Source organism: Nocardia sp. CA-119907 (assembly GCF_050955995.1).
GTDB lineage: Bacteria > Actinomycetota > Actinomycetes > Mycobacteriales > Mycobacteriaceae > Nocardia.
In genome coordinates this window covers 8,202,489-8,226,155 of record NZ_CP192091.1, presented here as the reverse complement: position 1 = coordinate 8,226,155, position 23,667 = coordinate 8,202,489, and the positions used below count along the sequence as shown (strand labels likewise).

Here is a 23,667-nt window from a genome sequence, read left to right as displayed (position 1 = left end):
GAACCCGACGGCTGTGTCGTCCGTATGGTGGGAGATGGGAATCGAAATTCAGGGGGGATAGTGCATACCGATCCTGCGCTGCAGCTGACCGGGCTGTACAAGCGATTCGGCGGTCCGTGGGTGGTCGACAATGTCGGCCTAACGGTGCCGCCGGGCTCGTTCTTCGGGCTGGTCGGCCCCAATGGCGCCGGCAAGACGACCACCTTGTCGATGGCCTGCGGGCTATTGCGGCCGGACGGCGGTCAGGCGCATATCTTCGGCGTCGATGTGTGGGCCGATCCGATCACCGCGAAGACACTGGCCGGTGTGCTGCCGGACGGACTGGCCCTGCCGGAACGTCTGACCGGACGAGAGCTGTTGACCTACACCGGTTTACTGCGTGGTCTGCCCGCGAAGACGGTGGCCGAACGGGCCGAGGAATTGCTCGGGGTGTTCGAATTGACCGGTGCCGAGCGCACTCTCGTCGTCGACTACTCCGCGGGCATGCGCAAGAAAATCGGATTGGCCGCGGCGCTGTTGCATGCGCCGAAGCTGCTGGTGCTCGACGAACCGTTCGAGGCGGTGGATCCGGTGTCCGCGAGCACGATTCGCACCATTCTGCAGCGGTTCGTCGCGGCGGGCGGCGCGGTGGTGCTGTCGAGTCATGTGATGGCCCTGGTGGAGAACCTGTGTGACCGGGTCGCGGTGATCACCGCGGGACGGGTGGTGGCCGTGGGCACCCTCGACGAGGTGCGCGGGGACAGCAGCCTGGAGGCGGCATTCGTGCAGCTGGTCGGCGGCCGGGTCGGCGGGGAGGACGGGCTGTCGTGGTTGGCGTCCTGATCCGGATGCGGTTGCTGCTGACCAAGCGTGCGCTGGGCAACGGCTGGCAGGGGGTCACCTTCGTCAGTGGCGTTGTCATCGGTCTCGTCTTCGCGCTCGGCACCGCGGGCCTCATCGGATTCGCGGTTCGTGACGGCGATGTGGCGGGTGGTATCACCGTCGCCGCCGCCTGGTACGGCATCTGGACGCTCGGCTGGCTGTGCGGGCCGGTGCTCATGGGCAGCAGTGATGAGACCGTGCAGCCCGAACATCTGCGACTGCTGCCGCTGAGCCATCGGCAGTTGGCCACCGGGCTGTTGGCCGCGGCCTTCGTCGGTCCAGCGGCGGTGATCAACCTGCTGGCCTTTTCGGGGCTGATCGTGCTTGCGGCGCAACTGAGTTGGGGCGCGGCCGCGGTGGCGCTGGTCGGTGTGATGCTGCAGTTGATCTTCGTGGTGGTGCTCTCGCGCGTGGTACTGGCATGGATCGGTGCGGCGATGCGATCGCGACGGGGGCGCGATCTCGGGGTGCTGCTCGCCGGTCTGGCGGGGCTGGCCTACTACCCGATGAGCTACCTGCTGAATCACGTGGAGGCCGTGCGGGAATCGGCACCATGGCTGGCGGGTCTGCTGCGCGTCCTGCCCTCCGGCTGGGCGCCCGATGCGGTGGCCGCCGCGGCGCGTGGCGACTGGTTGTTCGCGCTGCTCGCACTCGCCGGGTTGTTCGCGCTGACGGTGGTGCTGTGGCAGGCGTGGTCGGTGCTGTTGCGGCGGCGGCTGATCGCGCCGATGGGAGCGACATCCGGTGCGGCCGGACGGGGGATGCTGCTGAGCCGGGTGTGGCCGAGCGGTCCGGTCGGTGCGGTGGTGGTCAAGGAGTTGCGGACCTGGTCGCGCGATAGCCGACGGCGCGCGGCGCTGCTGCCGGTACTGTTGGTCGGAGCGCTGCTTCCGGTATTTCCGGCGATACAGGGCGACAGTTCGCGTGGCGTGGTGTTCGCCGGTGTGAGTGCGGCATGGTTCGCGGGGCTGGCCGCCAATAATCTCTACGGCTACGACGGAACGGCGCTCTGGCAGACCTTGGTGACACCCGGTGCGGTGCGCGCGGACGTGCGCGGACGACTGCTGGCGCTGCTGTTGGTGATCGGCCTGCCGACGCTGCTGCTCGCGGTGGTGTTGCCGGGTGCGCTCGGCCGCTGGTCGATGTACCCGTGGACGCTGTCGTTGCTGTTCGTCGTGCTCGGCGTCGGCGCGGGTTGCGCGGTATTCCTGTCGGTCACCGCGCCCTATCCGCTCCCACCACGAACCGGAAACCCCTTCGCCTCCTCCGGGAATCCGGGCTGCGCGAAGGCTCTGGTCCAAATCAGCACCAGTCTGGGCCAACTGGTCGCGGCCATTCCGGTGCTGATCGTGCTGGTCATCGGCCGAGTTCTCGACCTCGCGGCCGTGCAGTGGCTGGCGCTGCCGCTCGGCATCGCGATCGGGGTCATTGGTGCGGTTCTCGGTGCCCGCCTTGCCGAGCAGCGGTTGTCGGACCGTGGACCGGAAGTTCTCGCGGCCGTGCAGCCGCGTTGACGCTTGCGATCCGACGGGCCGAACCGGGCACGGATTTTGGGTGGTCGAGCGCGGGGCCGTGCTCGGGAACGGGGCTGCTCGGACATCGAAAGAGAAATACACTTGATGGGTGAGCAATAGGGATTCCGATGGCATTCTCGATCTGAATCAGCTGCGGACATTCCTGGCGGTGCATCGGGCGGGTTCGGTGACAGCGGGTGCCCGGCTCGTCGGGTTATCGCAGCCGACGGTGACGACTCAGTTGCAGGCGTTGGAGAAACGGCTGGGTTATCGGTTGTTCGAGCGGCTGCCGCGCGGGGTGGTTTCGACGGCGGCGGCCGTGGAGTTGGCGGCGCGGGTGGCGGGGCCGGTGGACGCCCTCGATGGGATCGCTGGTCGTGCCGTGCCCGCCGAACCGGTGCCGCAGCCGCCGGTACGCTTGGCCGGACCCGCCGAACTGCTTGCGGTGCAGGCACTTCCGGCACTGGCGCCGTTGATCGCGCGCGGTGTCCGGCTGACGGTCACCGCGGGGCTGTCCGATGACCTGCTGGCCGGACTGCGGGCCGGGCACTACGACCTCATCGTGTCCACGGTGCGTCCACGCGGCCGGGCCCTGGTCGCCGAACCGCTCGCCGACGAGGAATTCGTCCTGGTCGCCGCGCCCGAACTGGCCGAACACATCGACACCGCACGGTTGCGCGCCGAGGGTCCGGCGGCCCTGACGGGCCTACCCCTGATCAGCTATTCCGCCGACCTGCCGATCCTGCGCCGCTACTGGCGACACATATTCGGTGTCCGCCTCACCGCCGAACCCTCGGTGGTCGTCGCCGACCTGCGCGCGATCACCGCGACGGTCGCCGCCGGCGCGGGCATCAGCGTTCTCCCGCGCTACCTCTGCGCCGCCGAACTGGCCGCTGGCACCTTGGTCCCGCTACTCGAATCCGACGACCCACCGATCAATACCGGCTTCCTGGTCCGCCGCCCCGGCACTACCTCCCGCCCCCACGTCGACCTGGTGTACGACCACCTGCGGGCCGCCGGGCGCTTGTGGTGAACCGGCTGGAGGGTGCTGTTCGCCGTCCGGACGCGCGCCACTCGCGTGTCGACCGGTGCGAGACCGAAGCGAGGTGCTGAGAAAGTGGCGCCGGGTCCTGGCCTGTGCCGGTTTCCGACTCGGCCCACTGAGCCTGGCGCGGTGCTCGACGCAGAAGTCTTCGAGGTCGCCTCTGGTGATGGCGAAAACCTCTGCGCTCAGTGTGATGCCGAGGCCCGGCAGGCTGATGATCACGTCCGATCCCGGACCGTTCGGCGACGTCCGCCAGCAGCCTCTTCTCGTAGTTGCGGACTCGCCGCGACCGCATCCCGCGCATCGGTGACGCATGCTGCGGCGGCCGTGGAGTCTTCGGTGTGTGGGGTGTGAAATCGCTAGTTGGGCAGGGTCTGGCGTTGGTCGGCGCGACGGCGGAGGATTTCGGCGGTTTGGTCGTCGGCGGGGAGGAAGGCTTCGAGGTGGAGTTCGGAGAGGGTGATATCCACCGCCGTCGCGAAGCTGGTGATCGTGGTGATGAGGCGGAGTTCGCCGTCGGGGCTGCTCAGGCGTAGGGGGACGGCGAAGCCGAGGTGGTCGGGGCCCAGGGTGGCCTCGGGGAGGTAGCTCTCGAGTTCGGCGATGAATTCGTCGAGGTGGGTGTCGGGGCTGCGCAGGGACTTGCCGCGCAGGCTTTCGGTGACGTGGCGGCCCCATTCGGGTAGGTTCTGTACGCGTCGGGCCAGTCCATCGGGGTGCAGGGCCAGGCGGAGCACATTGATCGGCGGGGTGATCAGTTGCGGCGCGGCCCCTTCGGTGAGGATGTCGAAGGCGGCGTTGGCGGCGACCAGTCGGCCGTAGGGGCGGGTGACGACCGCGGGGTAGGGCAGATGTCCGTCGAGGATGCGCTCCAGAGCGGTCCGAATCGGGCCCAATTCCGGTGTGTCGAGGTCGGATTCGGGGAAGATCGGGGCGAATCCCGCGGCGAGCAGCAAGGCGTTGCGCTCGCGCAGCGACAGCTCGAGCGATTCGGCCAGCCGCACCACCATGGTGCGACCCGGTCGCGAGCGTCCCTGCTCCAGGAAGCTCAGATAGCGCTGGCTGGTATCGGCGCGAATGGCCAGGTCGAGCTGGCTCACGTGCCGTTGTGTCCGCCAGTGCCGCAACTGCTGCGCGAACGGACTTGGCTCTACCACCGTGGTCATGACTTCAGTGATATCCGACCCGCCGCACCCGCGCCATTCCCCGCGGGGAATGACCGAACCGCATCCGCACTGCCGCGGTGTCATTCCCTGGAGGGAATCGCGTCGCGGCGGCGTACTCGTAAAACTCTGAGCCATGAGCAAGCGATTCGATGACAACGACCTGACCGCCTTCGCCGAGCGCTACATGGCCCAGTGGAACGAGGCCGACCCGGAACTGCGCCGCAAGCTGATCCACGAGATCTGGGCCCTCTCCGGTGCGCAGACCCTGGTCGATCCGCCGCTGGAGATCCGGCAGGCCGCGGCCCAACTGAACTTCGCGGTACCCGCACTGGAAGTGCGCGGCCACGACGCGATGGAGGCACGGGTGACCAGGGCCTACGAGATGTTCGTCGCCTCCGGCGAATACCTCTTCGAGGTCGGCGAGGCCACCGAACTGCCCGCCGGTCTGATCGGCCTGCCGTGGTCGATGGTCGCCCGCGCCGACGGCTCGGTCGCGGGCGGCGGCTATGAGGTCATCGGCCTCGACGCCGACGGCCGCATCACCTCCGACCACCAATTCATCGAGGGCGTGCGATGAGTGCGGTGCGTGCGGCGGGGCTGGCGAAGACGTTGCGGTACAGCCGGATCGTGCGCACCGCGGACGGCGGCTCGCGATTCGTCGACGCCGAACTCGACTTGGCCGATCGGGCCCTGGCCACGGGTGTCCCCGCGATGGCAGTCGTCGGGTTGTCGTCGGTGGCGACCGTGACGTATGTGCGCAGCGCGCAATTCGATAGCGATCCGCACCCGGCTCCGGCCGAACAGTGGGTGGTGATGCTGCGCGGCGTGATCGAGGTGAGGACGAGTGACGGTCGCAGGCGGCGCTTCGGCCCCGGCGATCTCGTCCATGTCGAGGACACCGACGGGCAGGGGCACGTCACCGTCGGTGTCGGGGACGCGCCCTTCGAGGCGCTGTTCGTGCCGACCACTAATTCTTCGATTACTACCGAGAACTGAGAGAGCAGATCATGAATGCCATTGCCTATCACCTCGATCCACTGCACGGCTTGGCCGGGCTGACCGTTCGGGAGCACGAGGTGCCGGTGCCGGGGCCGAATCAGGTGGTCATCAAGGTGCGGGCGGCATCGTTGAATCGGCGGGATCTGATGCTGATGGACGGCAGCTATCCGCTGCCCGCGACTCCGGACATTGTTCCGCTCTCCGATGGTGTGGGCGAGGTCATCGCCGTGGGCGACAATGTGACTCGTGCCGCACTCGGCGACCGGGTGACCGCGACGTACTTCGTGCGCTTCATCAGTGGGCCGCAGCGGCTGGCCTACGTCGCCGAGCAGTACGGCGCCAACTACAACGGCATGCTCGCCACTTACGCGGTCATCGAAGAGGATTCGGCGGTGCATGTGCCCGACCATCTCACCGATATCGAGGCGGCCACGCTGACCTGCGCGGGAGTCGTGGCGTGGGCGGCGCTGACGAAGCCCGCGCCGGTCGGACCGGGTGAGACGGTGCTGACCGTGGGCAGCGGCACCGTTGCGCTGTTCGCCGTGCAGTACGCGAAAATGCTGGGCGCCCGGGTCATTTCGATCACCTCAGGGCCGGATAAGGCCGAGCGGCTGCACAAGCTCGGCGCGGACGAGACCGTCGACCGGAGCGAGACACCCGACTGGGACGAGAAGGTACTCGAACTCACCGATGGACACGGTGTCGAACATGTGGTGGAGGCGGTCGGGCTGCCCACCCTGTCGAAGTCGGTGCGCTCGGCCGGATACAACGCGATGATCACCATGATCGGCGCAGCGCAGCTGCCGAAGGGACAGTCATTCGAGAATCCGTTCGTCGGTCCGTATCTCGCGATCCGCCGGATCGCGGTGGGCAGCCGCGACGATTTCGAGGCGATGAACCGGACCATCACCGAACACCGCATGCGCCCGGTCATCGATCGGACATTTCCGCTCGATCAGGCGGTGCAGGCGTACCGGTACTTCCGCGACGACAATCCGTTCGGCAAGGTCGTCATCACGATGCCCTGAGTCAGGGGCAGCCGTTTAGTCCGTGCGTCATGGCGTCCTTTTCGGCCTGAGCGATCCAGAGCTGATAGGCCGCCTTGGCCGGAATCTGCCTGGTCACATAGGCGGTCAGGCCTCGAACGGCACGATATTGCCCGCCACATCACGGGTTCCTGCGGTGGCTTCGATGGCGGCCGCGAGTTCGGCGACGGTCGTCCAGGTGCGCGGTGGTTCGGCTTCGATATTGCCGATGGTGTACCAGGTCTGGTTACCGCGATAGCGGACCAGACCCTTACCCATGTCGTCGAGGGCGACATCGAGCTCGCCGGAAACCGTCCCTTCCTCTTCGGTCATGACGGCTGCCTTGACGGAAATCTCGATGATGTCGCTTATTTGAACTCTCCTCGACGGACGCAGTCATCGACCGCGTTGCGCAGTGCGGTGTGCTCGGCGGGATCAACGGTCAGCGCGTATTTTACCTTGATCTTGACGTAGTGCTCGATATAGCCACAGTGGAAGTTTCCCGGCGGCAGATAGTTCGTGGCGTCCTGATCACCCTTGGAGCGATTCGCCGATGGATCGGAGGCGATGAGATTGACGGCGTCATTGGCAATGCGGCGGCGGGTATCTTCATCGCGCTTGTCCGCACCCGAGCGCCAGGCCTCGGCCAGGGGGACGATGTGCTCGGCGTCGACGGTCGCCGGATCGGTCATCCACTTGTAGGGCTTGAGTTTTCCGGTCTTCGAGTCGAGGAATCCGTACTGGTCGCGCCAGCCGCCGTCCTTGCCGACGGTGAGTTGGCAGGTCTTCGGATCGAGTTTGACCGAGCCGGTGGCGTCGCGCAGCATCATCACATCTCGGCTGGTGCACCTGCTGTACTGCTCGAATTCGGGACCGAATCCGTGCTCGGGCTTATTCGTATCCCAGTGCGGGAACTTCTCGCGGCTGTAGCCGTCCATCGATGCCTCCGGCGCATCGACCAGCTGCCCGAGCAATGTGGTGATGTCCTTACCGGAAATCGTTGCGGCGCTTGCCGCACCAGGCGCTTTGCCGCCGCTGTTACCGGTCCGATCGTCGACGGAGGAACAGGCGACGGCGACCACGATGGCCAGGACGACGGGTGCGCAAACGGCGAGTACGCGACGCACGGTGCTGGACGGCAACCACTTCACAACGATCGAACTTCCTAGCCTCGCACCGATGAATTTGTCGGGCGTCAAGCTACCTTCGGCCGCTCGTCCCGTATGTGATTGTCGCGTATGACGTTCGGCACATCCAGTGGGAGAACGTTCTGTGCGGCAAAGCGACTGAGCGGGCATACGCAGAACCACCCCTGAGTCGCCGTGCCGGCGCCGACTCAGGGGTGGTCGTGTCACGAAGGAGTTGGTCCCGCGGGCGGGTGAACGGGCCGGGTGTCCAGTCCAGATGATCCGTTCGGGCGGCTCCACGAGGCTGATGAGGGAAGTCTCGGCGAGTCGTCGGGCCGCGGGTGACTCCTCGTGACGGTCTGTGTGCGAACTTCATTGTTCTTACGTAGATAGACAGTAGGTCAATCCGAAATCCTTTGTAAACCCTTTACCTAATTCTGAGAATCTCCTGAATGCGGCAATGAATTTTTGAAGTATGTACTACTCACATACGGAAGTTAGGTTTACCTGCAGTTGTGCTGAGATCCGTCGGAGGTGGGTGGTGATCGCTGGGGTCCGAGGGGTGACGAGCGTCACATCGCGCGGCTGTCACAACGGGTCCGAAGTGTGTGTCGAAACCGGGTGCAGGCACAGAGCAGGATCAAGGAAGGACCCACACCATGGCTACCGTCGATGTTCTCGACTCGTTCATCAACTACACCGATATCGGTGCCGGTTCGGTACCGGTGGTGTTCCTGCACGGCAACCCCACCTCATCGCACCTGTGGCGCAATGTGATCCCGCATGTCGCCGGGCAAACCCGGGTGCTCGCACCGGATCTGATCGGCATGGGGGCGTCCGGGAAGCCGGACAGCGCCTACCGGCTCGAGGATCACGCCCGCTACCTGGACGCCTGGTTCGACGCACTCGGCCTCGACCAGGTCGTCATCGTCGGCCACGACTGGGGCGGCGCGCTCGGCATGCACTGGGGTGCACGGCATCCCGATCGCATTCGCGGCATCGCGCTGATCGAGACGTTTCTGCGGCCGATGAGCTGGGACGATCTTCCGCCGCTCGGCGCCGAACTGTTCCGCAAGTTCCGCTCGGCCGAGGGCGAGCGAATGGTGCTCGAGGAGAATATGTTCATCGAGTTCAACCTGCCGAAGGGCGTTGTCAGTCTGTCGCAGGAAGATCACGATGCGTATCGAGCACCCTTCCCGACACCGGAATCGCGCAAGCCGATGCTGGCCTGGTCGCGCGAATTCCCGCTGGACGGCTCGCCCGCCGACGTGGTTGCGCTGGTGCAGAACTACGACCAGTGGGCGGCCCGGACTCCGGAGGTGCCGAAGCTGCTCATGGGGCTGGACAACGGGGTCGGGCTCGGCTCGCCGGAGGTGATCGCCTGGGCTGGCGAGACTTTCGCCAGCGCCGAGGTCGTCTCGGTCGGCGCGGGCGGGCACCACGCTCCGGAGGATCAGCCCGACGCGATCGGCACAGCCGTCGCGAACTGGTTGCGCGCGCATTCGCTGACGACGGCGACCGCGAGTGCGTAAGGGGGTGGGCCGCGCGGAGCACTGATCGACGGGCTCCGCGCGGGGGACTTGCGTCCGGCCGGATACCGCCGAAGGATTGTGCGGTGGAACCCGAGCTATCGCAGTCCGAACAAGACCCCGCCGCTGATGTGACCAGGATCGGCCTCGGCGATGACGTCGAGGGCGCGGTGACGGCCGACGCGCGGGCTCGGGAGCGGGAACTGGTCGATCGGGCCATTGCCGGTGACGGTGCCGCCATCTCGGATGTGGTGCGCCAGCTGCAGGATCCGCTGTACCGGCTGGCGCTGCGCATGGTGTGGCGGCCCGCGGAGGCCGAGGACGCGACGCAGGAGATCCTCTTACGGGTGGTCGGGAATCTCGCGACCTGGCGGGGCGAGGCCAAGCTGCTGACCTGGGCCTACCGGATCGGGGTCAACTATCTGCTGAATCTGAAGCGGCAGACGCCACAGGAGGCCGCGCAGCTCAGCCTCGACGCATATCGCGAGGGTTTGGCCGACGGGCTGGCGGCCGAGGACTACCGCGGACCCGAGGCCGAGGTGCTATCGCACGAGGTGCGGCTCAATTGCAGTCAGGCCATGTTGCAGTGTCTGGCTCGCGACGAGCGGGTCGCATTCGTACTCGGTGAGGTCTTCGAACTCGGTTCCACCGATGCGGCCTGGATCCTGGGCATCACCGCATCCGCGTATCGGAAGCGGTTGGAGCGGGCCAAGAAGCGCATCGCGACATTCTTGAATTCGACCTGCGGGGTGGCGAATCCGGAGGCGTTCTGCCGCTGCTCGCGGCGGGTCGACAAGGCATTGGCACTCGGGCGTGTCGATCCGAAGCAGCCCGTATTCGCCCGCCATGCGGTCAGTGCGGGCGGGCGCACCGTCAAGGCGGCCGAGGAGCAGATGATCCGACTGCACGATGCCGCGGCGGTGATCCGGGTCCATCCCGATTACGCGGCACCGCAGGCGAAGATGGACGCGATCGCCGGACTGCTGCACTCGGGGCGCTTTCCGCTACTCGACTGAGGGTTCACGCACGCGGGTGATGCTGCGACTCGGCCGCGTCGTCCCGGCCGGAACCATCACGCTGACCGTGTATTTCCACGCCGATACCGACCGACTGGCCGCGCAATTCGAGCACCCGCTGCTGGCCACCGCGCGCTCCCAGCACTTCGGCAAGGGATTCTTCGACCAGGCCGCTGAACTGTGGGCGCACGACGGTGGGTTGCTCGCGACGAGCCATCAGCTGGTGTACTTCAAGGCCTGACCGCGGCGTCGAAATGCCTTGGGCTGGAATGCCGCCGAGGCCCCCGCGCTGCGCCGGAGGCCTCGCCAGTCGTTTATCAGGCGGCGGGCATCGGGCGCAGGAGCGGACCGGTGTGGGCGCCGCGGATGGTGCGTGTCGCGACGACTGCCCAGGCGGCGACCAGTCCGAGGTACAGGACGACCGCGGCGACGGCGAAAAGGTCGGCGCCGGTGTGGCTGTAGAGGACGGTACTGCCGGTAACGCAGGTGCCGAGGGGGAAGGTGAAGCCCCACCAGGTCAGGTTGAACTTCAATTCACCTGCGCGGGTGGTCTTTACGGTGACCGCGGCCGCCAATGCCAGCCACAGCATCGCGAAACCCCAAGTGACGACGCCGAAGATGACCGAGAAGACCATCAGGCCCTTGGCATAGAGGTCGGGCAGCGCGGATGGTCCGGCATTGGCGAGAAGTCCTGCGGCGGTGACGGATTGGCCGAGCGGGCCGAGCACGAGCCAGAGCGTGGGCACCATGCCCCCGCGCGGGAGGTCATGGTGCACCAGGCGGGACCAGATCATGGTGGTGGTGACAGTGGCGGCGATCAGGCTCAGACCGAACATGGCCAGGCAGAGCAGGATCATGGTCAGTCGCGGCTGTCCCTCGGGGGTGTAGGGAACCAGCAGTGCGCCCATGCCCGCGGACACCATCGGGGGCACCACGGGCATCATCCAGCCACCGAAGGCGGCGTCGGGTTCGATGCGGCGGTGGATGAACATCCGGTAGGGGATCGCGACGGCGGTCATCAGGCCGAGTGCGGTGCCGACCGACCAGAGCGCCCAGTCCACGGTGAGTGCGGCGCCGAGGCCGATGACATCGCGGCCGAGTAGCAGGGTGCCCGCGCCGACGGTCAGCAGTGCCATGGGTGGGGCGCCGTAGAAATGCGCCATGACCGGGTGGTCGCGGTGGCTGCGGACGGTCTCGGGGTAGCGCATCCAGTGCATGACGAAGGCAACGGTCAGTACCACCAGCAGCAGTGCGGCCGATGCCCAGACAACCGTCGCCGCGCCGCGCAGTCCCGGAAACCGCAGTGGCAGGGTGGCGGCATTCGCGACGATGCCGGTGCCCATGACGGTGGCGAACCAGTTGGGTCCGAGTTGTCGCAGCGATCGTGGCTCGACGGGATGGTGTTCGAGGTCGCCCAGGAGATGCCGCGCAGGTGCGGGGCGCAAGGTCACTGTGGCGGTCATAGGTCCAGATTCGTCGGCGCGGGCGGCGTCGGGTAGCCACCGCGTTCCTATGGGTGCATAGACTCGTTCTATGCCCCTGTCTCCCCGTGTTCCGGATCTGGCCGCGCTCGACCTGCTGCTTTCGGTCATCGAACTGGGCAGCCTCGGGCGTGCGGCGCAGGCACATGGGATCAGCCAGCCCTCGGCGTCGTCACGCATCCACCATCTGGAGAAGCTGGTCGGCCTGCCGGTGCTGGAGCGCAGCACCCTCGGTTCGCGGCCGACTCCGGCCGGGGTGTTGATCGCCGAATGGGCGCGCGGGGTGATCGACGCGGCCGGGCAACTGGACGCGGGCATCGACACTTTGCGCGCCCAACGCGATTCCCACCTGCGCGTGGCAGCCAGCCAAACCATCGCGGAGTACCTGTTTCCCGGCTGGCTCATGACCTTGCGCGGCGCCGCGCCCGATACCACCATCGCGCTGGAGTCCGGAAATTCCGTCGAGGTGGCCCAGGCGGTGCTCGACGGCAAGGATGCCATCGGCTTCATCGAGAGTCCCCGGAACTTCCGCGGCCTCGAGAGCCACATCGTGGCCCGCGACCGGCTGGTTGTCGTGGTCGCCCCGCAGCATCGGTGGGCGCGGCGCGGTGCGGTCGAACTCGCCGACCTCGCCGCGAGCCCGCTGATCCAACGCGAACCCGGATCGGGCACCCGCACCTGGTTCGAAAATGCTGTCGCGCGGGCCATTCCGGGGTGGAAACCCACAGTCGCCTTGGAACTCTCCTCGACCACCGCGATCAAAACCGCGGTCGCCTCGGGCGTCGGTCCCGCGGTCCTCAGCTCCCTGGCCGTAGCCGCCGAACTCGCCGCGGGCACCTTGGCGTCCCCGGCCATCACCGGCCTGCACCTGACCCGAACCCTCCGTGCGGTCTGGCCTTCCGGCCAGCGCCTCACCGGCCCCGCCCGCGACCTCTACGCCATTGCCCGCCGCACCACCGAATCCGGGCCGAGTTCCGACCCCACGCGGGCGGGATCCGCACACGCCTAGCGTCGCGTTCGGTGCTGCGAACCTGCTATTCGGCGTCCGAAGGTTGTGCGGTCGGGGGAATTCCGGTGTCCAGAAAGCGGATCAGGCGATCGATGCGGTTGGTGTGGTCGATGCAGCGCTCCAGTTTGTTGCCGACCATGGCGATATCGATGGCGGCCTCGGTGCTGGGCCGGGTGTGCGTCGGGTCGGCGAGGGCGGTATGGAGTTGCCGATGGAGATGATCCATTGCGAGGGAACCGGATTCGGGAGTGGCGGACTCACGCCCGGTGGCGACCGTTTCACCCGCGAGGGCGGTGTAGTGGGCGGCCAGGCGACTCATGGCGGTGAGAATATCCATAAGATGTTGGGGCGCAACGGGTTCCGGATGATATTTGTAGACGTGGTCGGCGACACGGCTGATCAGCCAGCCGATCCGGGACAGTTCACCGGCGATCTGGATCGCGGTCACGACATGGCGTAGATCACGCGCGACCGGCGCCTGCAGCGCGAGCAGCACCACGGTCCTGGCCTCGCAGGCCGAGTACATCTTCTGTAGCTGCTCGTCGTGCGCGAAGGCCTCGTAGGCGGCGGCGAGATCGGCGTCGCCGAGCGCAGCGGTGACGCGCTCGGCGGCATCGTGGGCGAGCCGACACATGAGCGTCAAATCATTGGTCAACGCGAGGAGCTCGCGAGTGAACTGGGTCCGCACTTGGCACATTGTCGCCTATCGGCGCGCTATCGCGTACATGAATCTCGACTCGGTCGCAACGTTGGCAGGAACCGGCAGGCCATGATGCTCGGGCTGACAGGATTGTGTGGCTACGACATCGCGGTCCACCTGCGACCGAGCCGATTTGCCGAGTGCGAGTCCGAATCGCCACGGGCATTGACGCTTCCGATACCGCGTTCGTGGACAACCACGGCGGCGAGGTCTTCGTGAACAGCCTGTGGGTCACCGCGCTCATCGATGGCTTCCTGCCGTTCGACAACGGCGTCGACCAGGTCTCGATCGTCTGATCGCCCCCACGATGGAAATTGTCCCCGGACGGCGAATCCGTCTGCGCCGCGAAATTGATGGGTCCCGCACGGGCGGTGTCAGCGGCGGGCGGACAGCGCGCCGCCGACCTGGCAGCCAGGGCGGCGCAGCGGAGGTTCGCCGTCAGTTCCGACTGGTCTTGATCTCCGCGGGGTAGCGTCGTGGTATGGCGAATCTGCGGGATGTGCAGCATCGGGTCGTGACGACTCTGCAGCGGCGGGTGGTGAATCCTATGTCGCGGAGATTGCCGACGCAGCAGTTGCTGGAGACGGTGGGGCGGGTGAGTGGGCAGCCGCGGGTCACGCCGATCGGTGGTCGCCAGGTCGGCAATGCGTTCTGGCTCGTCTCCGAATTCGGTGATCGCTCGCAGTACATCCGGAATATCAAGGCCGACAATCGGGTTCGAGTGCGGCTGCACGGGCGTTGGCATACCGGTACCGCGCATATGCTGCCCGACGATGATCCGCGCGCTCGGCTGCGGACGTTGCCCAAGGCCAATAGCGCGGCCGTTCAGTTGGTCGGCACCGACCTGTTGACCGTCCGGATCGACCTCGACGACTGACCGACCCTGCCACAGCTCGGCGCCCGCGGAATCTCGGCGATAATGCCCTGACGTGCGCGAACTCGCTTGCACCTGAGCACACGCGATCGAATGCGGACAATTTGCTGACACGATGGAAGTCATGATCCGTGCGTTGACTTCCCGCTGGACCGTATTCATCCCACTCGTAGCCGCGATCGCCCTGGCCGCCATTTGGGGACGGTCGCTGCCGGGTATCGGTGTGGTCGTGGTGGGCGCGGTCCTGGTCGGTTCGGTGCTCGCGGCGGTACATCACGCCGAGATCGTCGCGCATCGGGTGGGACAGCCGCTCGGATCACTGGTGCTCGCGATCGCGGTGACGGTGATCGAGGTGGGACTGATCGTCACGTTGGCGGTCACCAGCGGGGAGAAGTACGCGTCGTTGGCCCGCGATACCGTCTTCGCCGCGGTCATGATCACCTGCAATGGCATCTTCGGGCTCGCCCTGCTGGTCGGTGCGGTCCGCAGGCGGGTGGCGGTATTCACTGCCGAGGGCACCGGCGCGGCGCTCGGCACGGTGGCGACCCTGTCCACACTCAGTCTGGTCCTGCCGACCTTCACCACCAGTAAGCCGGGGCCGGAATTCTCCGCCGCGCAATTGGTCTTCGCCGCGGTTGCCTCGCTGTCGTTATATGCCCTGTTCGTCATGGTGCAGACGGTGCGGCATCCGGACGACTTCCTACCCGTCGAGGAGTCCGCCGACGGCGCGCCGGCCGAGCACGGCGAGCGGCCCGCGGTGCGCGCAAGCCTGCTCAGCCTGGCCATGATGGTGGTCGCGCTGGTCGCGGTCGTCGGTCTGGCCAAGGTGGTGTCGCCGTCGATCGAATCGGCGGTCGCCTCGGCGGGTCTGCCGCAGTCCGCGGTCGGTGTGGTCATCGCGCTGCTCGTGCTGCTGCCGGAAACCCTTGCCGCGGTGCGTGCGGCGCGTCGCGATCAGGTCCAGATCGGCCTCAATCTCGCGCTCGGGTCGGCGATGGCGAGCATCGGTCTGACCATTCCGGCAATCGCGGTAGCAACCATCTGGCTAGACGGTCCGCTGGTGCTCGGCCTCGGTGCGACCCAGATGGTGCTGCTCGCATTGACGGTCGTTGTCGGCGCGCTGACGGTGGTGCCGGGCCGGGCGACCCTGCTTCAGGGCGGCCTTCATATGGCCCTGTTCTCCGCCTTTGTGTTCCTCGCCGCCAGCCCCTAGGGGGTGTGACCGGAGCCATGAATAACTGTGCTGAGCGGGGTGAACAGCGAGTAAGTGGCGAGCGTCACAGCTTGCCGATTTTGTTGTAACCCAGCGTAACGATTAGCTTGCTGGATGTTGGCATCGACGCCGAATCCGGAGAGTGCGGCATGAACTTCGACACACCCCGCACCCTGTGCGCGGCACCGGGGCCCGGCCTATGACGCCGGATCTGCACACCCGGGAATCCGCGAGTTCGGTTGCCAGGAAGAACTTCTCGGATACGGTCGTCTCATCGCTGCGCACCTTCGGTCGCGCCTTCGGCGTGGCACAGGAGTCGGTCCTCGGCGCGGTCGGTGATATCGCCCGCGGCCGATTCCAGTGGCGCGAGGCCGTGCTCCAAGCATGGCGACTGATCACCGTCACCACCGTTCCCGCGATCTTGATGGCGATTCCGTTCGGCGTGATCGTCTCGATCCAGGTCGGCAATCTCATCCACACTCTCGGCGCCGATTCGCTGCTTGGCGCGACCGGCGGACTCGGCGTCATCAAACAGGGTGCGCCGATGGCGACCGGCTTCCTGCTCGGCGGCGCCGGCGCGGCGGCCATCGCCGCCGACCTCGGCGCGCGCACCATCCGCGAAGAGATCGATGCGCTGAACACCATGGGCATCAGCCCGATTCACCGCCTGGTGATTCCGCGGATGGCGGCAATGCTGGTGGTCGCACCGCTGCTGAATATCCTGATCATCTTCGTCGGCATCCTGGCCGGTTACGCGGTGGCCATCGGCGGCCAGGGCGTCACACCGGGTAGCTACTGGGCCACCTTCGGCTCGTTCACCACAACCGCCGATGTCTGGGTCTCACTGGTGAAGGCGCTGATCTTCGGGTTCCTCGTGGTGATCATCGCCTGCCAGCGCGGGCTGGAGGCCAAGGGCGGACCACGCGGTGTCGCCGATGCCGTGAACGCCGCCGTGGTGCTCTCGGTCGTCTCGATCACCGTGGTGAATCTGGTGCTCACCCAGGTCACCGCCATGTTCCTGCCGACAAGGCTGGCCTGATGGCCGTATCGTCCTACACCCCGAAGGGATTCGGCTGGGTCACGCGGTACTTCCGGCGCGGCAGCCGGGTGCTGGGCGCTATCGACGGTTTCGGATTCGTCGCCGTTTTCGTCTGGCAGGTGCTCGAAGCGATTCCGTTGACGCTGAAGCGCTATCGCGGCGAGGCCATGCGCGCGATCACCGATATGACCTGGGGCCGCGGCTCGGTCGTAGTCGGTGGTGGCACGGTGCCGATGATGATCGTGCTCGGCCTGGTGATGGGCGCGTCCGTTGCGGTCGAAGCCTTCGCCACGCTGAGCATGCTCGGGATGGGCCCGGTCACCGGCATCGTCTCGGCCTACGCCACCACCCGCGAATTGGCGCCGATCGCCGCCGCGGTGGGATTCGCCGCGCAGGCGGGCTGCCGGATCACCGCGGAGATCGGTTCGATGCGCATCTCCGAGGAGATCGACGCGATCGAGGCGCTCGGTCTGCGGTCGGTGCCGTTCGTGGTCACCACCCGGGTGCTCGCGGGCGCGTTGGCGATCGTGCCGACCTTTCTGATCGCGCTGATCCTCAGCTACGCGGCCTGCCGCGGCATCATCACGCTGGTGCACGGCCAGTCCGCTGGCGTCTACGACCACTATTTCTTCCAATTCGTCTCCGGCTTCGACGTGATCGCCGCGGTGATCAAGGTCGCCATCTTCGGGACGGTGGTGATCCTGGTGCACAGCTATTACGGATTCTTCGCCACCGGCGGGCCCGAGGGCGTCGGCATCGCGTCGGGGCGCGCGGTGCGCACGAGTTTCGTGGCCATCATCGCCATCGACATGGTGCTCAGCATTGTGCTGTGGGGCTTCAACGCGGCGATCAGTTTTACGGGGTAGCGGATGCCGAAATACGGAATGCCCGGTGTCGCCGCGGATAAGAAGCGTTCGCGGACGGTTGGTTCGGCGATTATCGCGTTGATCGCCGTTATCGCCCTCGCGACCACGCTCTATCGGAATCTGCGCGCCGACGACGGTCTGCGAATCGCGTTGCACACCCAGGAGATCGGTGACGGTGTCGGCGCTGGCACGCAGGTGCGCCTCGACGGGGCGCTGGTCGGCACGGTCGCGAATATCGCACCCGACGAGCGCGGCACCCAGCGGATCACCTTGCGGCTGGACCGGTCCCGGCTCTTCGGCATCGATGACAGTCTGCGGGTGGACTACGCACCGGCCAACCTGTTCGGCATCAGCGAACTCGAATTGCGCCGTGGCCCAGGTGGTTCGCCGCTGCGGCCCGATGCCGTGATCGATCTGACCGGGCAGCGCGCCTCGGATGTCTACGACGCGACGATGGGCAGCATTCTGCGCAGTCTGTCCCAGGTCGGCGCGACGGTATTCACTCCGCAGCTGGCCAGCGTCATCGCCCAGGTCTCCGCCGACTTCGAAGCCTTCACCCCACTGGTGCAGGCGCTGATCACGGTGGCGCGCACCATTGCCGACAATCAGACCATGCCGACCTCGGAACTGGTCGGCAGGCTCGGTCCTGCCTTCGACGGCGGCGGCAAGTTCGCGGGCGCGACGATTCAGGTGCTCGATCAGATCCGCGATATCAAGATCCTGCAGAGCGACCGGGAGCACTACGACCGCGGTGTCGCCGCGATGACCGGGAGCATTCTGCCCGCGCTCGGCACCACACTCAACACCGCGGGCGGATACTTCGCGGACAGCACCGACATGCTCGCGCCGATGCTGAATGTATTGGCGCAGATGGTCCCCCGGCCACAGCAGTCCGCCGCCGAACTGCGGGCCCTGCTGGAACGGCTGCGGGCCGCCATGCCGGATACCGCCGCTGGCCCGGTGCTGAATCTCGAGGTCGATCTGCGCGCTGTGCCGGGACTCGCGGTGCCGCTGCTCGGTCGGGCGGGTGTGCGATGACGGTGCGTGGCGCCGCGTGGCGGCTCGCTGTCTTCGCCGCGGTGATGATCGTGGTGCTGTCGCTGGTGCTGACGGCGATCAAGCGGCCGGTGGCCGGTGACACCGAGGCGCACGACGCGCTGTTCACCGATGCCAATGGCTTGAAGGTCGGCGATGACGTGCGCATGTACGGCGTGCAGGTGGGCAAGGTCGAGGGCATCTCGCTCGACGGCGTCAAGGCCAAGGTCCGGCTCACCGTCAAAACCTCGACGCCGATCTACGACAACAGCACCCTGGCCATTCGCTACCAAAATCTCACCGGCCAGCGGTATATCGACCTGCAGCAGCAGCCGAATCCCGGTGTCCGGCTGGCCGCGAACGCGGTTGTCGACACCACGATGACGGTCCCGTCCTTCGATGTGACCAGTCTGTTCAACGGCCTGAGACCGGTGCTGGCCACCATGTCTCCGGAAGCGATCAACCAGTTCACCGAGAGCATGCTCGCGGTGATCGAGGGCGACGGTTCCGGGCTCGGTCCGGCGATGGATGCCATCGGCAAGCTGAGCAAGTACGTCGGTGATCGGCAGACGGTGATCGCGACGCTGGTGCGCAATATGTCCGATATCGCCGACCGCGTCGGCGGCCGAGTGCACTATCTGGTCCCGCTGCTGGCCCGGCTCACCGATATTTTCCAAGCGCTGCAATCGAATATCGGCGGACTGGCCGAATTCGCGATGAACGCGCCCTCGGTGCTCGGCCCGCTCGATCGGCTGCTCGCCACCATCGGCCTGACCGCCGACAGCGGCGCCGATATCGACGGGCTCATTCGCAGGCTGTTCCCCGACCCGCAGGAGGCCGTCGACGTCTTCGGCAAGCTGCCCGGCCTGCTCGCCTCGATCGATAACGCCGTGCCGCGCACCATCGCGGGCTGGAAACCGGAGTGCAGCAAGGGAAATGCGGAGCTGCCGAAGCCGGTGCAGGTGCTGATCGGCGGACAGAAGGTGGCGGTATGCAACGCGTGAATCGCTGGTTCGGCGGCAATGGACCGATCCTCGACGAGCCGTCGCGACGGCGCAAAGAGGTGCGACTCGGCATTATCGGCGCGGTACTGGTGGTCATCGCGATGGGTGCGGCCGCGGCGCTTTACGTCATACCGTTCGGCGAGGCGACCTACACCGCGGAGCTGTCGGAGGCGCAGTCGGTGAAGTCCGGTGACGATATCCGCCTTGCCGGCGTCTCGGTCGGCGCGGTGAAATCGCTGGAGCTGAAGCCGGATAAGGTCATCATGCGCTTCACCGTCGACTCCGACGTTTTCGTCGGTGACCAGACCTCGCTGGACGTGCGCATGCTCACCGTGGTCGGCGGCCACTATGTGGCGCTGTTCCCGGCGGGCACCGCGCCACTCGGCGACAAGCCGATTCCGGCCGACCGAGTTCGCCTGCCCTACAGCCTGGTGCAGACCTTCCAGGACGCGACGGCACCGATCGGCAAGATCGACGGCGATACCCTGCGGCGCAATCTCGCGGCGCTCGACAAATCCATCGAGGGCGCACCGGACAGCCTGCGCACCACCCTGGACACCGTCGGTGGCTATATCGATGCCATCGACCGCCAGCGCACCCAGGTTTCGAATGCCATTGCGGTGGCCGATGAATACGTGACGATGTACGACGGTGCGAAAAGCGATCTGCGCAGATTGATGGAGAACGCCGATCTGCTCGAGACCGTCCTCATCGATAAGCGCGCCGAGCTGCGCGAATCGGTCGCGTTGCTGAACAGCGTGGTTCAGCGGATTGCCGCGCTCGCGCCCTCCTGGGATTCCACCCTGAAGCCCAAGGCCCAGCAGCTCGCCGATGCCCTGCCCCGGCTGGAACAGATGGGTGGCCAGCTGGAGCCGATCATCGCCTCCGCGCACGACCTGAGTGAGAAGTTGCGCGGGCTGGTGATTCCCGAGGGCGGGCTCGTGCTCGACCAGTCCGGCGAAACCATGACGGCACCAGCGGGTCTCGATCCGGCGCAGGTCTTGGGTACGGCGGTGTGTGTGCCGCTGCCCGGAAAGGCGTGCTGATGCTCAATCGTGTGCTCGGCTCGCAGGCGTTCATGTCGATCGCGGGTGCCGTCGTGGTCGCCGCACTGGCCATTGCCGGATATTTCATCGCCTTCGATCCGATGAAGAAGACCGAATCCTATTGCGCGATCATGCCCGACAGCATCGGGCTGTACGCGGGCAATCAGGTGACGATGCGCGGGATCACCGTCGGCACGGTCACCTCGGTGGCGAACCAGGGCAAGACCGTGCGGGTGGATTTCGACGTCGACGCCGACTACCCCGTCTATGCCGACGCGTCGGCGACCACCGTGTCGGATACCGTGGTCGCCGATCGCAATCTGGCCGTACTGTCCAGCGGCAAGAACACCGCAGACTGGGACCGAGGGCAGTGCATCACCAAGACGCTGACACCCAAGAGTCTCACCGAAACGCTGACCGCGCTGTCGTCGCTGTCGGATCAGCTCATCGGACCCGATCCGGCCCAGCCCAATTCGCTCGCGAAGGGGCTCGCCTCGCTCGATGCGGCGACCGCGGGCACCGGTCCGCAGGTCAATGAACTGATCCGCAAACTCGGGTCGGCGCTGAAATCACCCGATGCCGATATCGGCCATCTGGCGGGCATTTTCGATGCCTTCGCCTCGGTATCGCAGAAGGTGAACCAGTATTGGGGTGATCTGCAATCCATGCTGGTCCGGATCGGTCCGGCGCTGGATCAGGCGAGTACCGAATTGCTCGCTCCCGCGGTGAAACTCTTCGACGGCCTGCGCCAGGTCCTGCCCATGCTCAATGACATCACCACGATGTTCGGTGATCGGATCCTGCGCGTGCTCGACGCGAGCGTGCCGCTGATCAAGCTATTGCGCGCCAATGTCGGTTCGCTGCGCGATGTCGTGCTCATGACACCTGCCCTCACGTCGGCATTCCGTACCGTGGTCGCCGATGGCGCGCCCGGCATTACCTACGCGCCACCCAAGGTGGCCATTCCGCAAGAGAACGCCGAACAGGTCTGTGCCGCGGTGAATGCCGTCGCGCCCGGCACATGCGTCGGTTCCGCGAACGGCTTGGTCGATATGCAACTCGCCCCGCTGGTACTCGGATTGGCAGGTGGACGATGAGGAAGCGTCTGGCGGCGGTCGTGCTCGCGGCCGGAATCGCACTGGGCGGCTGTGCTTTCGATCCGTCGTCGGTGCCGGTGCCCGGCACATCGATATCCGGACCCACCTATCGGGTGCGGATCGAATTCGCGAATGTGCTGAACCTGCCCGCCAAGGCCAAGGTGATCGCCAATGGCGCGCAGATCGGCACCGTCGACAAGGTCACCGTCGTCCCGGCCGCCGATGCACCTGCGGGCCGTGGCGGATTCGTGGTGGTCGATACCGATATCGCGCAATCGGTGCGGTTGCCGACCACGACCATCGCGGAGCTGCGGCAGAACACCGTGCTCGGTGATATCCACATCGCATTGACCACGCCGTCCCATGGTTTCGGCTCGCTACTCGGACCCGGCGGCACCATTCCGATCGACCGGACCAAGCCGCCGGTGCAGCTCGAGGACACCATGGCCGCCATGGCCTTCTTCGTGCAGGGTGGTGCGGTCGGCCAGCTCCAGGACATCATCAACCGCTTCAATGCGGTACTGCCGCAGGATCCCCGGGAGACCGCGCGCATTTCGAAGGTCATGGGCGGCGACGCCGCGGATCTGGCCGCCGATCTGGACCAGGTGGATTTGCTGCTGAACGGTCTGGTCACCAATTCCCAAGTGCTGCACGATATTCAGCCCGAGCTGGACAATATCCTCAGCGCGGATTCGGTGCGACAGGTCAATGCGGCGACGAATTCGATTGCCGGAGTGACGAATATCTTCGGCGCGCTCGGACCGGTCGGCACCTCACTGACCTGGCTGGCGCCCCTGGTGCAGTCCAATGACGCCATGCTGCGGGCCTTCGTTCCGCTGCTCACCGGCGGGCCATTGGATCTGCGGTCGCCGTCGAATATGGCCATGCTCGTCGCATTGCTGCGCGACAAGATCATTCCATTCGTCGAGCACGGTCCGAAGGTGAATGTCACCGGCGTCAAGACCGATGCGGTGGCCGAATCCGAGCAGGTCGACCGGATCATTCAAACGTTGCGCATGATCGGAGCGGTCCGATGAAGGTGGGTTCGCTGGCCTCGCTCGGCGGTATCGCCGCCATCCTCATCCTCGGCGCGGGGTATCTGACCTTCGGCGTTGTGCGGCTCGATCCGTTCGCCGATTACACCGATGCCTCGATGGTGCTGCGGAATTCGGGCAGCCTCGGTGTCGGTTCGCCGATCCTGCTCACCGGCATCCAGGTCGGCAAGGTGACCTCGGTGCAGAACACCGCGGCCGGGGTGGAAGTCGGTTTCCGCGTCGACAAGGGACATGAGCTGCCGACCGACAGCACCGTCACCATCGAGCAGCTCTCCGCACTCGGCGAACCGTATGTGCAGTTCGTGCCGAACACCGATGGCGGTCCGTATTTGAAGGACGGACAGCGCCTGGACACCAAGGACATTCGCACACCGCTGTCCATTCCGGAGGTGGCGCGGCTGGTCACCAAGACCATGAACCAGCTCGACCCCACGGTGGTCGGCTCGATCGTCGATACGCTCGGCAAGTCGATCTCGGGCACCGCGACGGTGATGCCGGAACTCGCGCGCTCGGGCGATCTACTCGCCGCCACCATCATGACCAGGGCTCCGAAGATCGCCGAATTGCTCAATAGCTTTCAGCTCGCCGCTGGCGATATCGCCTGGGCCGGTCCGGCCACCACGGTCGGCGCGCCGAATCTGGTGCGGTTCGGTCAGGCGCTCGACGATCTCGTCGCGGCGGTCGGTCGACTGGTCACGGCCGGGAACAGTCCGCAGATGTACCTGGAGGGCAATGGCCTTGTGCCGTTTCTGCAACGGGTGACCGAGTGGATGGACAAGGTCGGGCCGGAGCTGAAATCGCTGATACCGGGATTGCGGCCGCTGGCCGACGCGGTCACCGCCAGCGCACCGCGCATCGACCTCAGCAGCCTGATCGGCCAGGCGCTCCACGAAACCGGCGATGACGCCGTCAAGGTGCGCGTCGGCGTCAAATAGGGCGCTGGCCGGAGGGAACACGCGCCGAAAA

General features: G+C 66.3%; 26 protein-coding genes. 21 read left to right on the top strand and 5 right to left on the bottom strand.

The features are described from left to right. The first annotated feature begins 24 nt into the window (after positions 1-24). The 3 genes from ACQP2D_RS37110 (at position 25) to ACQP2D_RS37100 (ending at position 3,408) form a co-directional block, all read left to right on the top strand. Positions 25-822 carry an ABC transporter ATP-binding protein gene (locus ACQP2D_RS37110; RefSeq protein ID WP_433680588.1) on the top strand — a complete coding sequence of 266 codons (798 nt, stop codon included), beginning with the start codon at positions 25-27 and terminating at the stop codon, positions 820-822. Further along, entirely contained in the window at positions 807-2,375 is a 1,569-nt protein-coding gene (locus tag ACQP2D_RS37105) for a hypothetical protein (RefSeq protein WP_433680587.1), read from the top strand. Before ACQP2D_RS37110 ends, ACQP2D_RS37105 begins: the two co-directional genes overlap by 16 nt. 109 nt (positions 2,376-2,484) lie before the next feature. Continuing rightward, positions 2,485-3,408, top strand: a complete 924-nt coding sequence (locus ACQP2D_RS37100; RefSeq protein WP_433680586.1) for a LysR family transcriptional regulator — start codon at positions 2,485-2,487, stop codon at positions 3,406-3,408. Positions 3,409-3,779: 371 nt separating this feature from the next. On the opposite strand, the gene ACQP2D_RS37095 is transcribed toward ACQP2D_RS37100, so the two are convergent. Continuing rightward, the gene (locus ACQP2D_RS37095) at positions 3,780-4,586 is read right to left on the bottom strand and encodes a helix-turn-helix domain-containing protein (protein WP_433680585.1); all 807 of its coding nucleotides are present in this window, start codon (positions 4,584-4,586) and stop codon (positions 3,780-3,782) included. 133 nt (positions 4,587-4,719) lie between these two features. Here ACQP2D_RS37095 and ACQP2D_RS37090 point away from each other — a divergent pair, with 133 nt between their 5' ends. From ACQP2D_RS37090 to ACQP2D_RS37080, 3 genes are read left to right on the top strand one after another with little or no spacing between them, the layout of a single operon-like run. Further along, positions 4,720-5,163, top strand: coding sequence for a hypothetical protein (locus tag ACQP2D_RS37090; RefSeq protein ID WP_433680584.1), 444 nt, complete (start codon positions 4,720-4,722; stop codon positions 5,161-5,163). Continuing rightward, complete coding sequence (locus tag ACQP2D_RS37085) at positions 5,160-5,582, top strand: hypothetical protein (protein ID WP_433680583.1); 423 nt, start codon at positions 5,160-5,162, stop codon at positions 5,580-5,582. Before ACQP2D_RS37090 ends, ACQP2D_RS37085 begins: the two co-directional genes overlap by 4 nt. 11 nt (positions 5,583-5,593) lie before the next feature. Then, positions 5,594-6,613 (top strand): zinc-dependent alcohol dehydrogenase family protein, encoded by a 1,020-nt coding sequence (locus ACQP2D_RS37080; RefSeq protein ID WP_433680582.1) that lies wholly within the window; start codon positions 5,594-5,596, stop codon positions 6,611-6,613. A gap of 105 nt (positions 6,614-6,718) precedes the next feature. Here the strand turns inward: ACQP2D_RS37080 and ACQP2D_RS37075 are convergent, their stop codons facing one another. Together ACQP2D_RS37075 and ACQP2D_RS37070 are read right to left on the bottom strand one after the other, a co-directional pair. Then, positions 6,719-6,943 carry a hypothetical protein gene (locus ACQP2D_RS37075; RefSeq protein WP_433680581.1) on the bottom strand — a complete coding sequence of 75 codons (225 nt, stop codon included), beginning with the start codon at positions 6,941-6,943 and terminating at the stop codon, positions 6,719-6,721. A 35-nt stretch (positions 6,944-6,978) separates the two neighbouring features. Next, entirely contained in the window at positions 6,979-7,761 is a 783-nt protein-coding gene (locus tag ACQP2D_RS37070; protein WP_433680580.1) for an HNH endonuclease family protein, read from the bottom strand. Between the two features lie 635 nt (positions 7,762-8,396). Here ACQP2D_RS37070 and ACQP2D_RS37065 point away from each other — a divergent pair. From ACQP2D_RS37065 to ACQP2D_RS37055, 3 genes are all read left to right on the top strand, one after another. Next, positions 8,397-9,269: a haloalkane dehalogenase gene (locus ACQP2D_RS37065; RefSeq protein WP_433680579.1), complete on the top strand. Its 873-nt coding sequence runs from the start codon at positions 8,397-8,399 to the stop codon at positions 9,267-9,269. An 83-nt stretch (positions 9,270-9,352) separates the two neighbouring features. Further along, a complete protein-coding gene (locus tag ACQP2D_RS37060; RefSeq protein WP_433680578.1) occupies positions 9,353-10,282 on the top strand; it encodes an RNA polymerase sigma factor in 930 nt (309 codons plus the stop codon). Continuing rightward, positions 10,200-10,523 carry a hypothetical protein gene (locus ACQP2D_RS37055; RefSeq protein WP_433685877.1) on the top strand — a complete coding sequence of 108 codons (324 nt, stop codon included), beginning with the start codon at positions 10,200-10,202 and terminating at the stop codon, positions 10,521-10,523. Before ACQP2D_RS37060 ends, ACQP2D_RS37055 begins: the two co-directional genes overlap by 83 nt. Before the next feature lie 76 nt (positions 10,524-10,599). Here ACQP2D_RS37055 and ACQP2D_RS37050 read toward each other — a convergent pair whose 3' ends face one another. Continuing rightward, on the bottom strand, positions 10,600-11,745 hold the full coding sequence (locus ACQP2D_RS37050) for a TDT family transporter (protein WP_433680577.1): 1,146 nt from the start codon (positions 11,743-11,745) through the stop codon (positions 10,600-10,602). A 70-nt stretch (positions 11,746-11,815) separates the two neighbouring features. Between ACQP2D_RS37050 and ACQP2D_RS37045 the strand changes: the two genes are divergently transcribed. After that, positions 11,816-12,772, top strand: a complete 957-nt coding sequence (locus tag ACQP2D_RS37045; RefSeq protein WP_433680576.1) for a LysR family transcriptional regulator — start codon at positions 11,816-11,818, stop codon at positions 12,770-12,772. A 25-nt stretch (positions 12,773-12,797) separates the two neighbouring features. Here ACQP2D_RS37045 and ACQP2D_RS37040 read toward each other — a convergent pair whose 3' ends face one another. Further along, positions 12,798-13,469 carry a phosphate signaling complex PhoU family protein gene (locus ACQP2D_RS37040; protein ID WP_433680575.1) on the bottom strand — a complete coding sequence of 224 codons (672 nt, stop codon included), beginning with the start codon at positions 13,467-13,469 and terminating at the stop codon, positions 12,798-12,800. A gap of 143 nt (positions 13,470-13,612) precedes the next feature. On the opposite strand from ACQP2D_RS37040, the gene ACQP2D_RS37035 reads away from it, so the two are divergent. The 11 genes from ACQP2D_RS37035 to ACQP2D_RS36985 all read left to right on the top strand — a co-directional run bounded on the left by ACQP2D_RS37035 (position 13,613) and on the right by ACQP2D_RS36985 (position 23,636). Beyond that, positions 13,613-13,768: a hypothetical protein gene (locus tag ACQP2D_RS37035; RefSeq protein ID WP_433680574.1), complete on the top strand. Its 156-nt coding sequence runs from the start codon at positions 13,613-13,615 to the stop codon at positions 13,766-13,768. 185 nt (positions 13,769-13,953) lie between these two features. After that, entirely contained in the window at positions 13,954-14,349 is a 396-nt protein-coding gene (locus tag ACQP2D_RS37030) for a nitroreductase/quinone reductase family protein (RefSeq protein WP_433680573.1), read from the top strand. A 112-nt stretch (positions 14,350-14,461) separates the two neighbouring features. Continuing rightward, complete coding sequence (locus ACQP2D_RS37025; protein ID WP_433680572.1) at positions 14,462-15,559, top strand: calcium:proton antiporter; 1,098 nt, start codon at positions 14,462-14,464, stop codon at positions 15,557-15,559. A gap of 199 nt (positions 15,560-15,758) precedes the next feature. After that, a complete protein-coding gene (locus ACQP2D_RS37020; protein ID WP_433680571.1) occupies positions 15,759-16,598 on the top strand; it encodes an MlaE family ABC transporter permease in 840 nt (279 codons plus the stop codon). Further along, complete coding sequence (locus ACQP2D_RS37015; RefSeq protein WP_433680570.1) at positions 16,598-17,464, top strand: MlaE family ABC transporter permease; 867 nt, start codon at positions 16,598-16,600, stop codon at positions 17,462-17,464. The genes ACQP2D_RS37020 and ACQP2D_RS37015 overlap by 1 nt, the downstream gene beginning before the upstream one ends. Before the next feature lie 3 nt (positions 17,465-17,467). After that, on the top strand, positions 17,468-18,502 hold the full coding sequence (locus ACQP2D_RS37010; RefSeq protein ID WP_433680569.1) for an MlaD family protein: 1,035 nt from the start codon (positions 17,468-17,470) through the stop codon (positions 18,500-18,502). Next, positions 18,499-19,503 carry an MlaD family protein gene (locus tag ACQP2D_RS37005; protein ID WP_433680568.1) on the top strand — a complete coding sequence of 335 codons (1,005 nt, stop codon included), beginning with the start codon at positions 18,499-18,501 and terminating at the stop codon, positions 19,501-19,503. The genes ACQP2D_RS37010 and ACQP2D_RS37005 overlap by 4 nt, the downstream gene beginning before the upstream one ends. Next, on the top strand, positions 19,491-20,549 hold the full coding sequence (locus ACQP2D_RS37000; protein ID WP_433680567.1) for an MlaD family protein: 1,059 nt from the start codon (positions 19,491-19,493) through the stop codon (positions 20,547-20,549). The genes ACQP2D_RS37005 and ACQP2D_RS37000 overlap by 13 nt, the downstream gene beginning before the upstream one ends. Further along, positions 20,549-21,646, top strand: a complete 1,098-nt coding sequence (locus ACQP2D_RS36995) for an MlaD family protein (protein ID WP_433680566.1) — start codon at positions 20,549-20,551, stop codon at positions 21,644-21,646. Before ACQP2D_RS37000 ends, ACQP2D_RS36995 begins: the two co-directional genes overlap by 1 nt. After that, positions 21,643-22,683 (top strand): MlaD family protein, encoded by a 1,041-nt coding sequence (locus tag ACQP2D_RS36990; RefSeq protein ID WP_433680565.1) that lies wholly within the window; start codon positions 21,643-21,645, stop codon positions 22,681-22,683. Before ACQP2D_RS36995 ends, ACQP2D_RS36990 begins: the two co-directional genes overlap by 4 nt. Next, complete coding sequence (locus ACQP2D_RS36985) at positions 22,680-23,636, top strand: MlaD family protein (RefSeq protein ID WP_433680564.1); 957 nt, start codon at positions 22,680-22,682, stop codon at positions 23,634-23,636. The genes ACQP2D_RS36990 and ACQP2D_RS36985 overlap by 4 nt, the downstream gene beginning before the upstream one ends. Positions 23,637-23,667: the final 31 nt, after the last annotated feature.

Excerpts from the sequence above, each read along its gene's own strand:
- ACQP2D_RS36995 (WP_433680566.1), top strand. The coding sequence starts at position 20,549 with ATGCTCAATCGTGTGCTCGGCTCGCAGGCGTTCATGTCGATCGCGGGT.
- ACQP2D_RS37095 (WP_433680585.1), bottom strand. The coding sequence starts at position 4,586 with ATGACCACGGTGGTAGAGCCAAGTCCGTTCGCGCAGCAGTTGCGGCAC.
- ACQP2D_RS37000 (WP_433680567.1), top strand. The coding sequence starts at position 19,491 with ATGCAACGCGTGAATCGCTGGTTCGGCGGCAATGGACCGATCCTCGAC.
- ACQP2D_RS37075 (WP_433680581.1), bottom strand. The coding sequence starts at position 6,943 with ATGACCGAAGAGGAAGGGACGGTTTCCGGCGAGCTCGATGTCGCCCTC.
- ACQP2D_RS37025 (WP_433680572.1), top strand. The coding sequence starts at position 14,462 with ATGGAAGTCATGATCCGTGCGTTGACTTCCCGCTGGACCGTATTCATC.
- ACQP2D_RS37030 (WP_433680573.1), top strand. The coding sequence starts at position 13,954 with ATGGCGAATCTGCGGGATGTGCAGCATCGGGTCGTGACGACTCTGCAG.
- ACQP2D_RS37085 (WP_433680583.1), top strand. The coding sequence starts at position 5,160 with ATGAGTGCGGTGCGTGCGGCGGGGCTGGCGAAGACGTTGCGGTACAGC.
- ACQP2D_RS36985 (WP_433680564.1), top strand. The coding sequence starts at position 22,680 with ATGAAGGTGGGTTCGCTGGCCTCGCTCGGCGGTATCGCCGCCATCCTC.
- ACQP2D_RS37020 (WP_433680571.1), top strand. The coding sequence starts at position 15,759 with ATGACGCCGGATCTGCACACCCGGGAATCCGCGAGTTCGGTTGCCAGG.
- ACQP2D_RS37045 (WP_433680576.1), top strand. The coding sequence starts at position 11,816 with ATGCCCCTGTCTCCCCGTGTTCCGGATCTGGCCGCGCTCGACCTGCTG.
- ACQP2D_RS36990 (WP_433680565.1), top strand. The coding sequence starts at position 21,643 with ATGAGGAAGCGTCTGGCGGCGGTCGTGCTCGCGGCCGGAATCGCACTG.
- ACQP2D_RS37040 (WP_433680575.1), bottom strand. The coding sequence starts at position 13,469 with ATGTGCCAAGTGCGGACCCAGTTCACTCGCGAGCTCCTCGCGTTGACC.
- ACQP2D_RS37050 (WP_433680577.1), bottom strand. The coding sequence starts at position 11,745 with ATGACCGCCACAGTGACCTTGCGCCCCGCACCTGCGCGGCATCTCCTG.
- ACQP2D_RS37110 (WP_433680588.1), top strand. The coding sequence starts at position 25 with ATGGTGGGAGATGGGAATCGAAATTCAGGGGGGATAGTGCATACCGAT.
- ACQP2D_RS37065 (WP_433680579.1), top strand. The coding sequence starts at position 8,397 with ATGGCTACCGTCGATGTTCTCGACTCGTTCATCAACTACACCGATATC.
- ACQP2D_RS37005 (WP_433680568.1), top strand. The coding sequence starts at position 18,499 with ATGACGGTGCGTGGCGCCGCGTGGCGGCTCGCTGTCTTCGCCGCGGTG.
- ACQP2D_RS37010 (WP_433680569.1), top strand. The coding sequence starts at position 17,468 with ATGCCGAAATACGGAATGCCCGGTGTCGCCGCGGATAAGAAGCGTTCG.
- ACQP2D_RS37090 (WP_433680584.1), top strand. The coding sequence starts at position 4,720 with ATGAGCAAGCGATTCGATGACAACGACCTGACCGCCTTCGCCGAGCGC.
- ACQP2D_RS37015 (WP_433680570.1), top strand. The coding sequence starts at position 16,598 with ATGGCCGTATCGTCCTACACCCCGAAGGGATTCGGCTGGGTCACGCGG.
- ACQP2D_RS37080 (WP_433680582.1), top strand. The coding sequence starts at position 5,594 with ATGAATGCCATTGCCTATCACCTCGATCCACTGCACGGCTTGGCCGGG.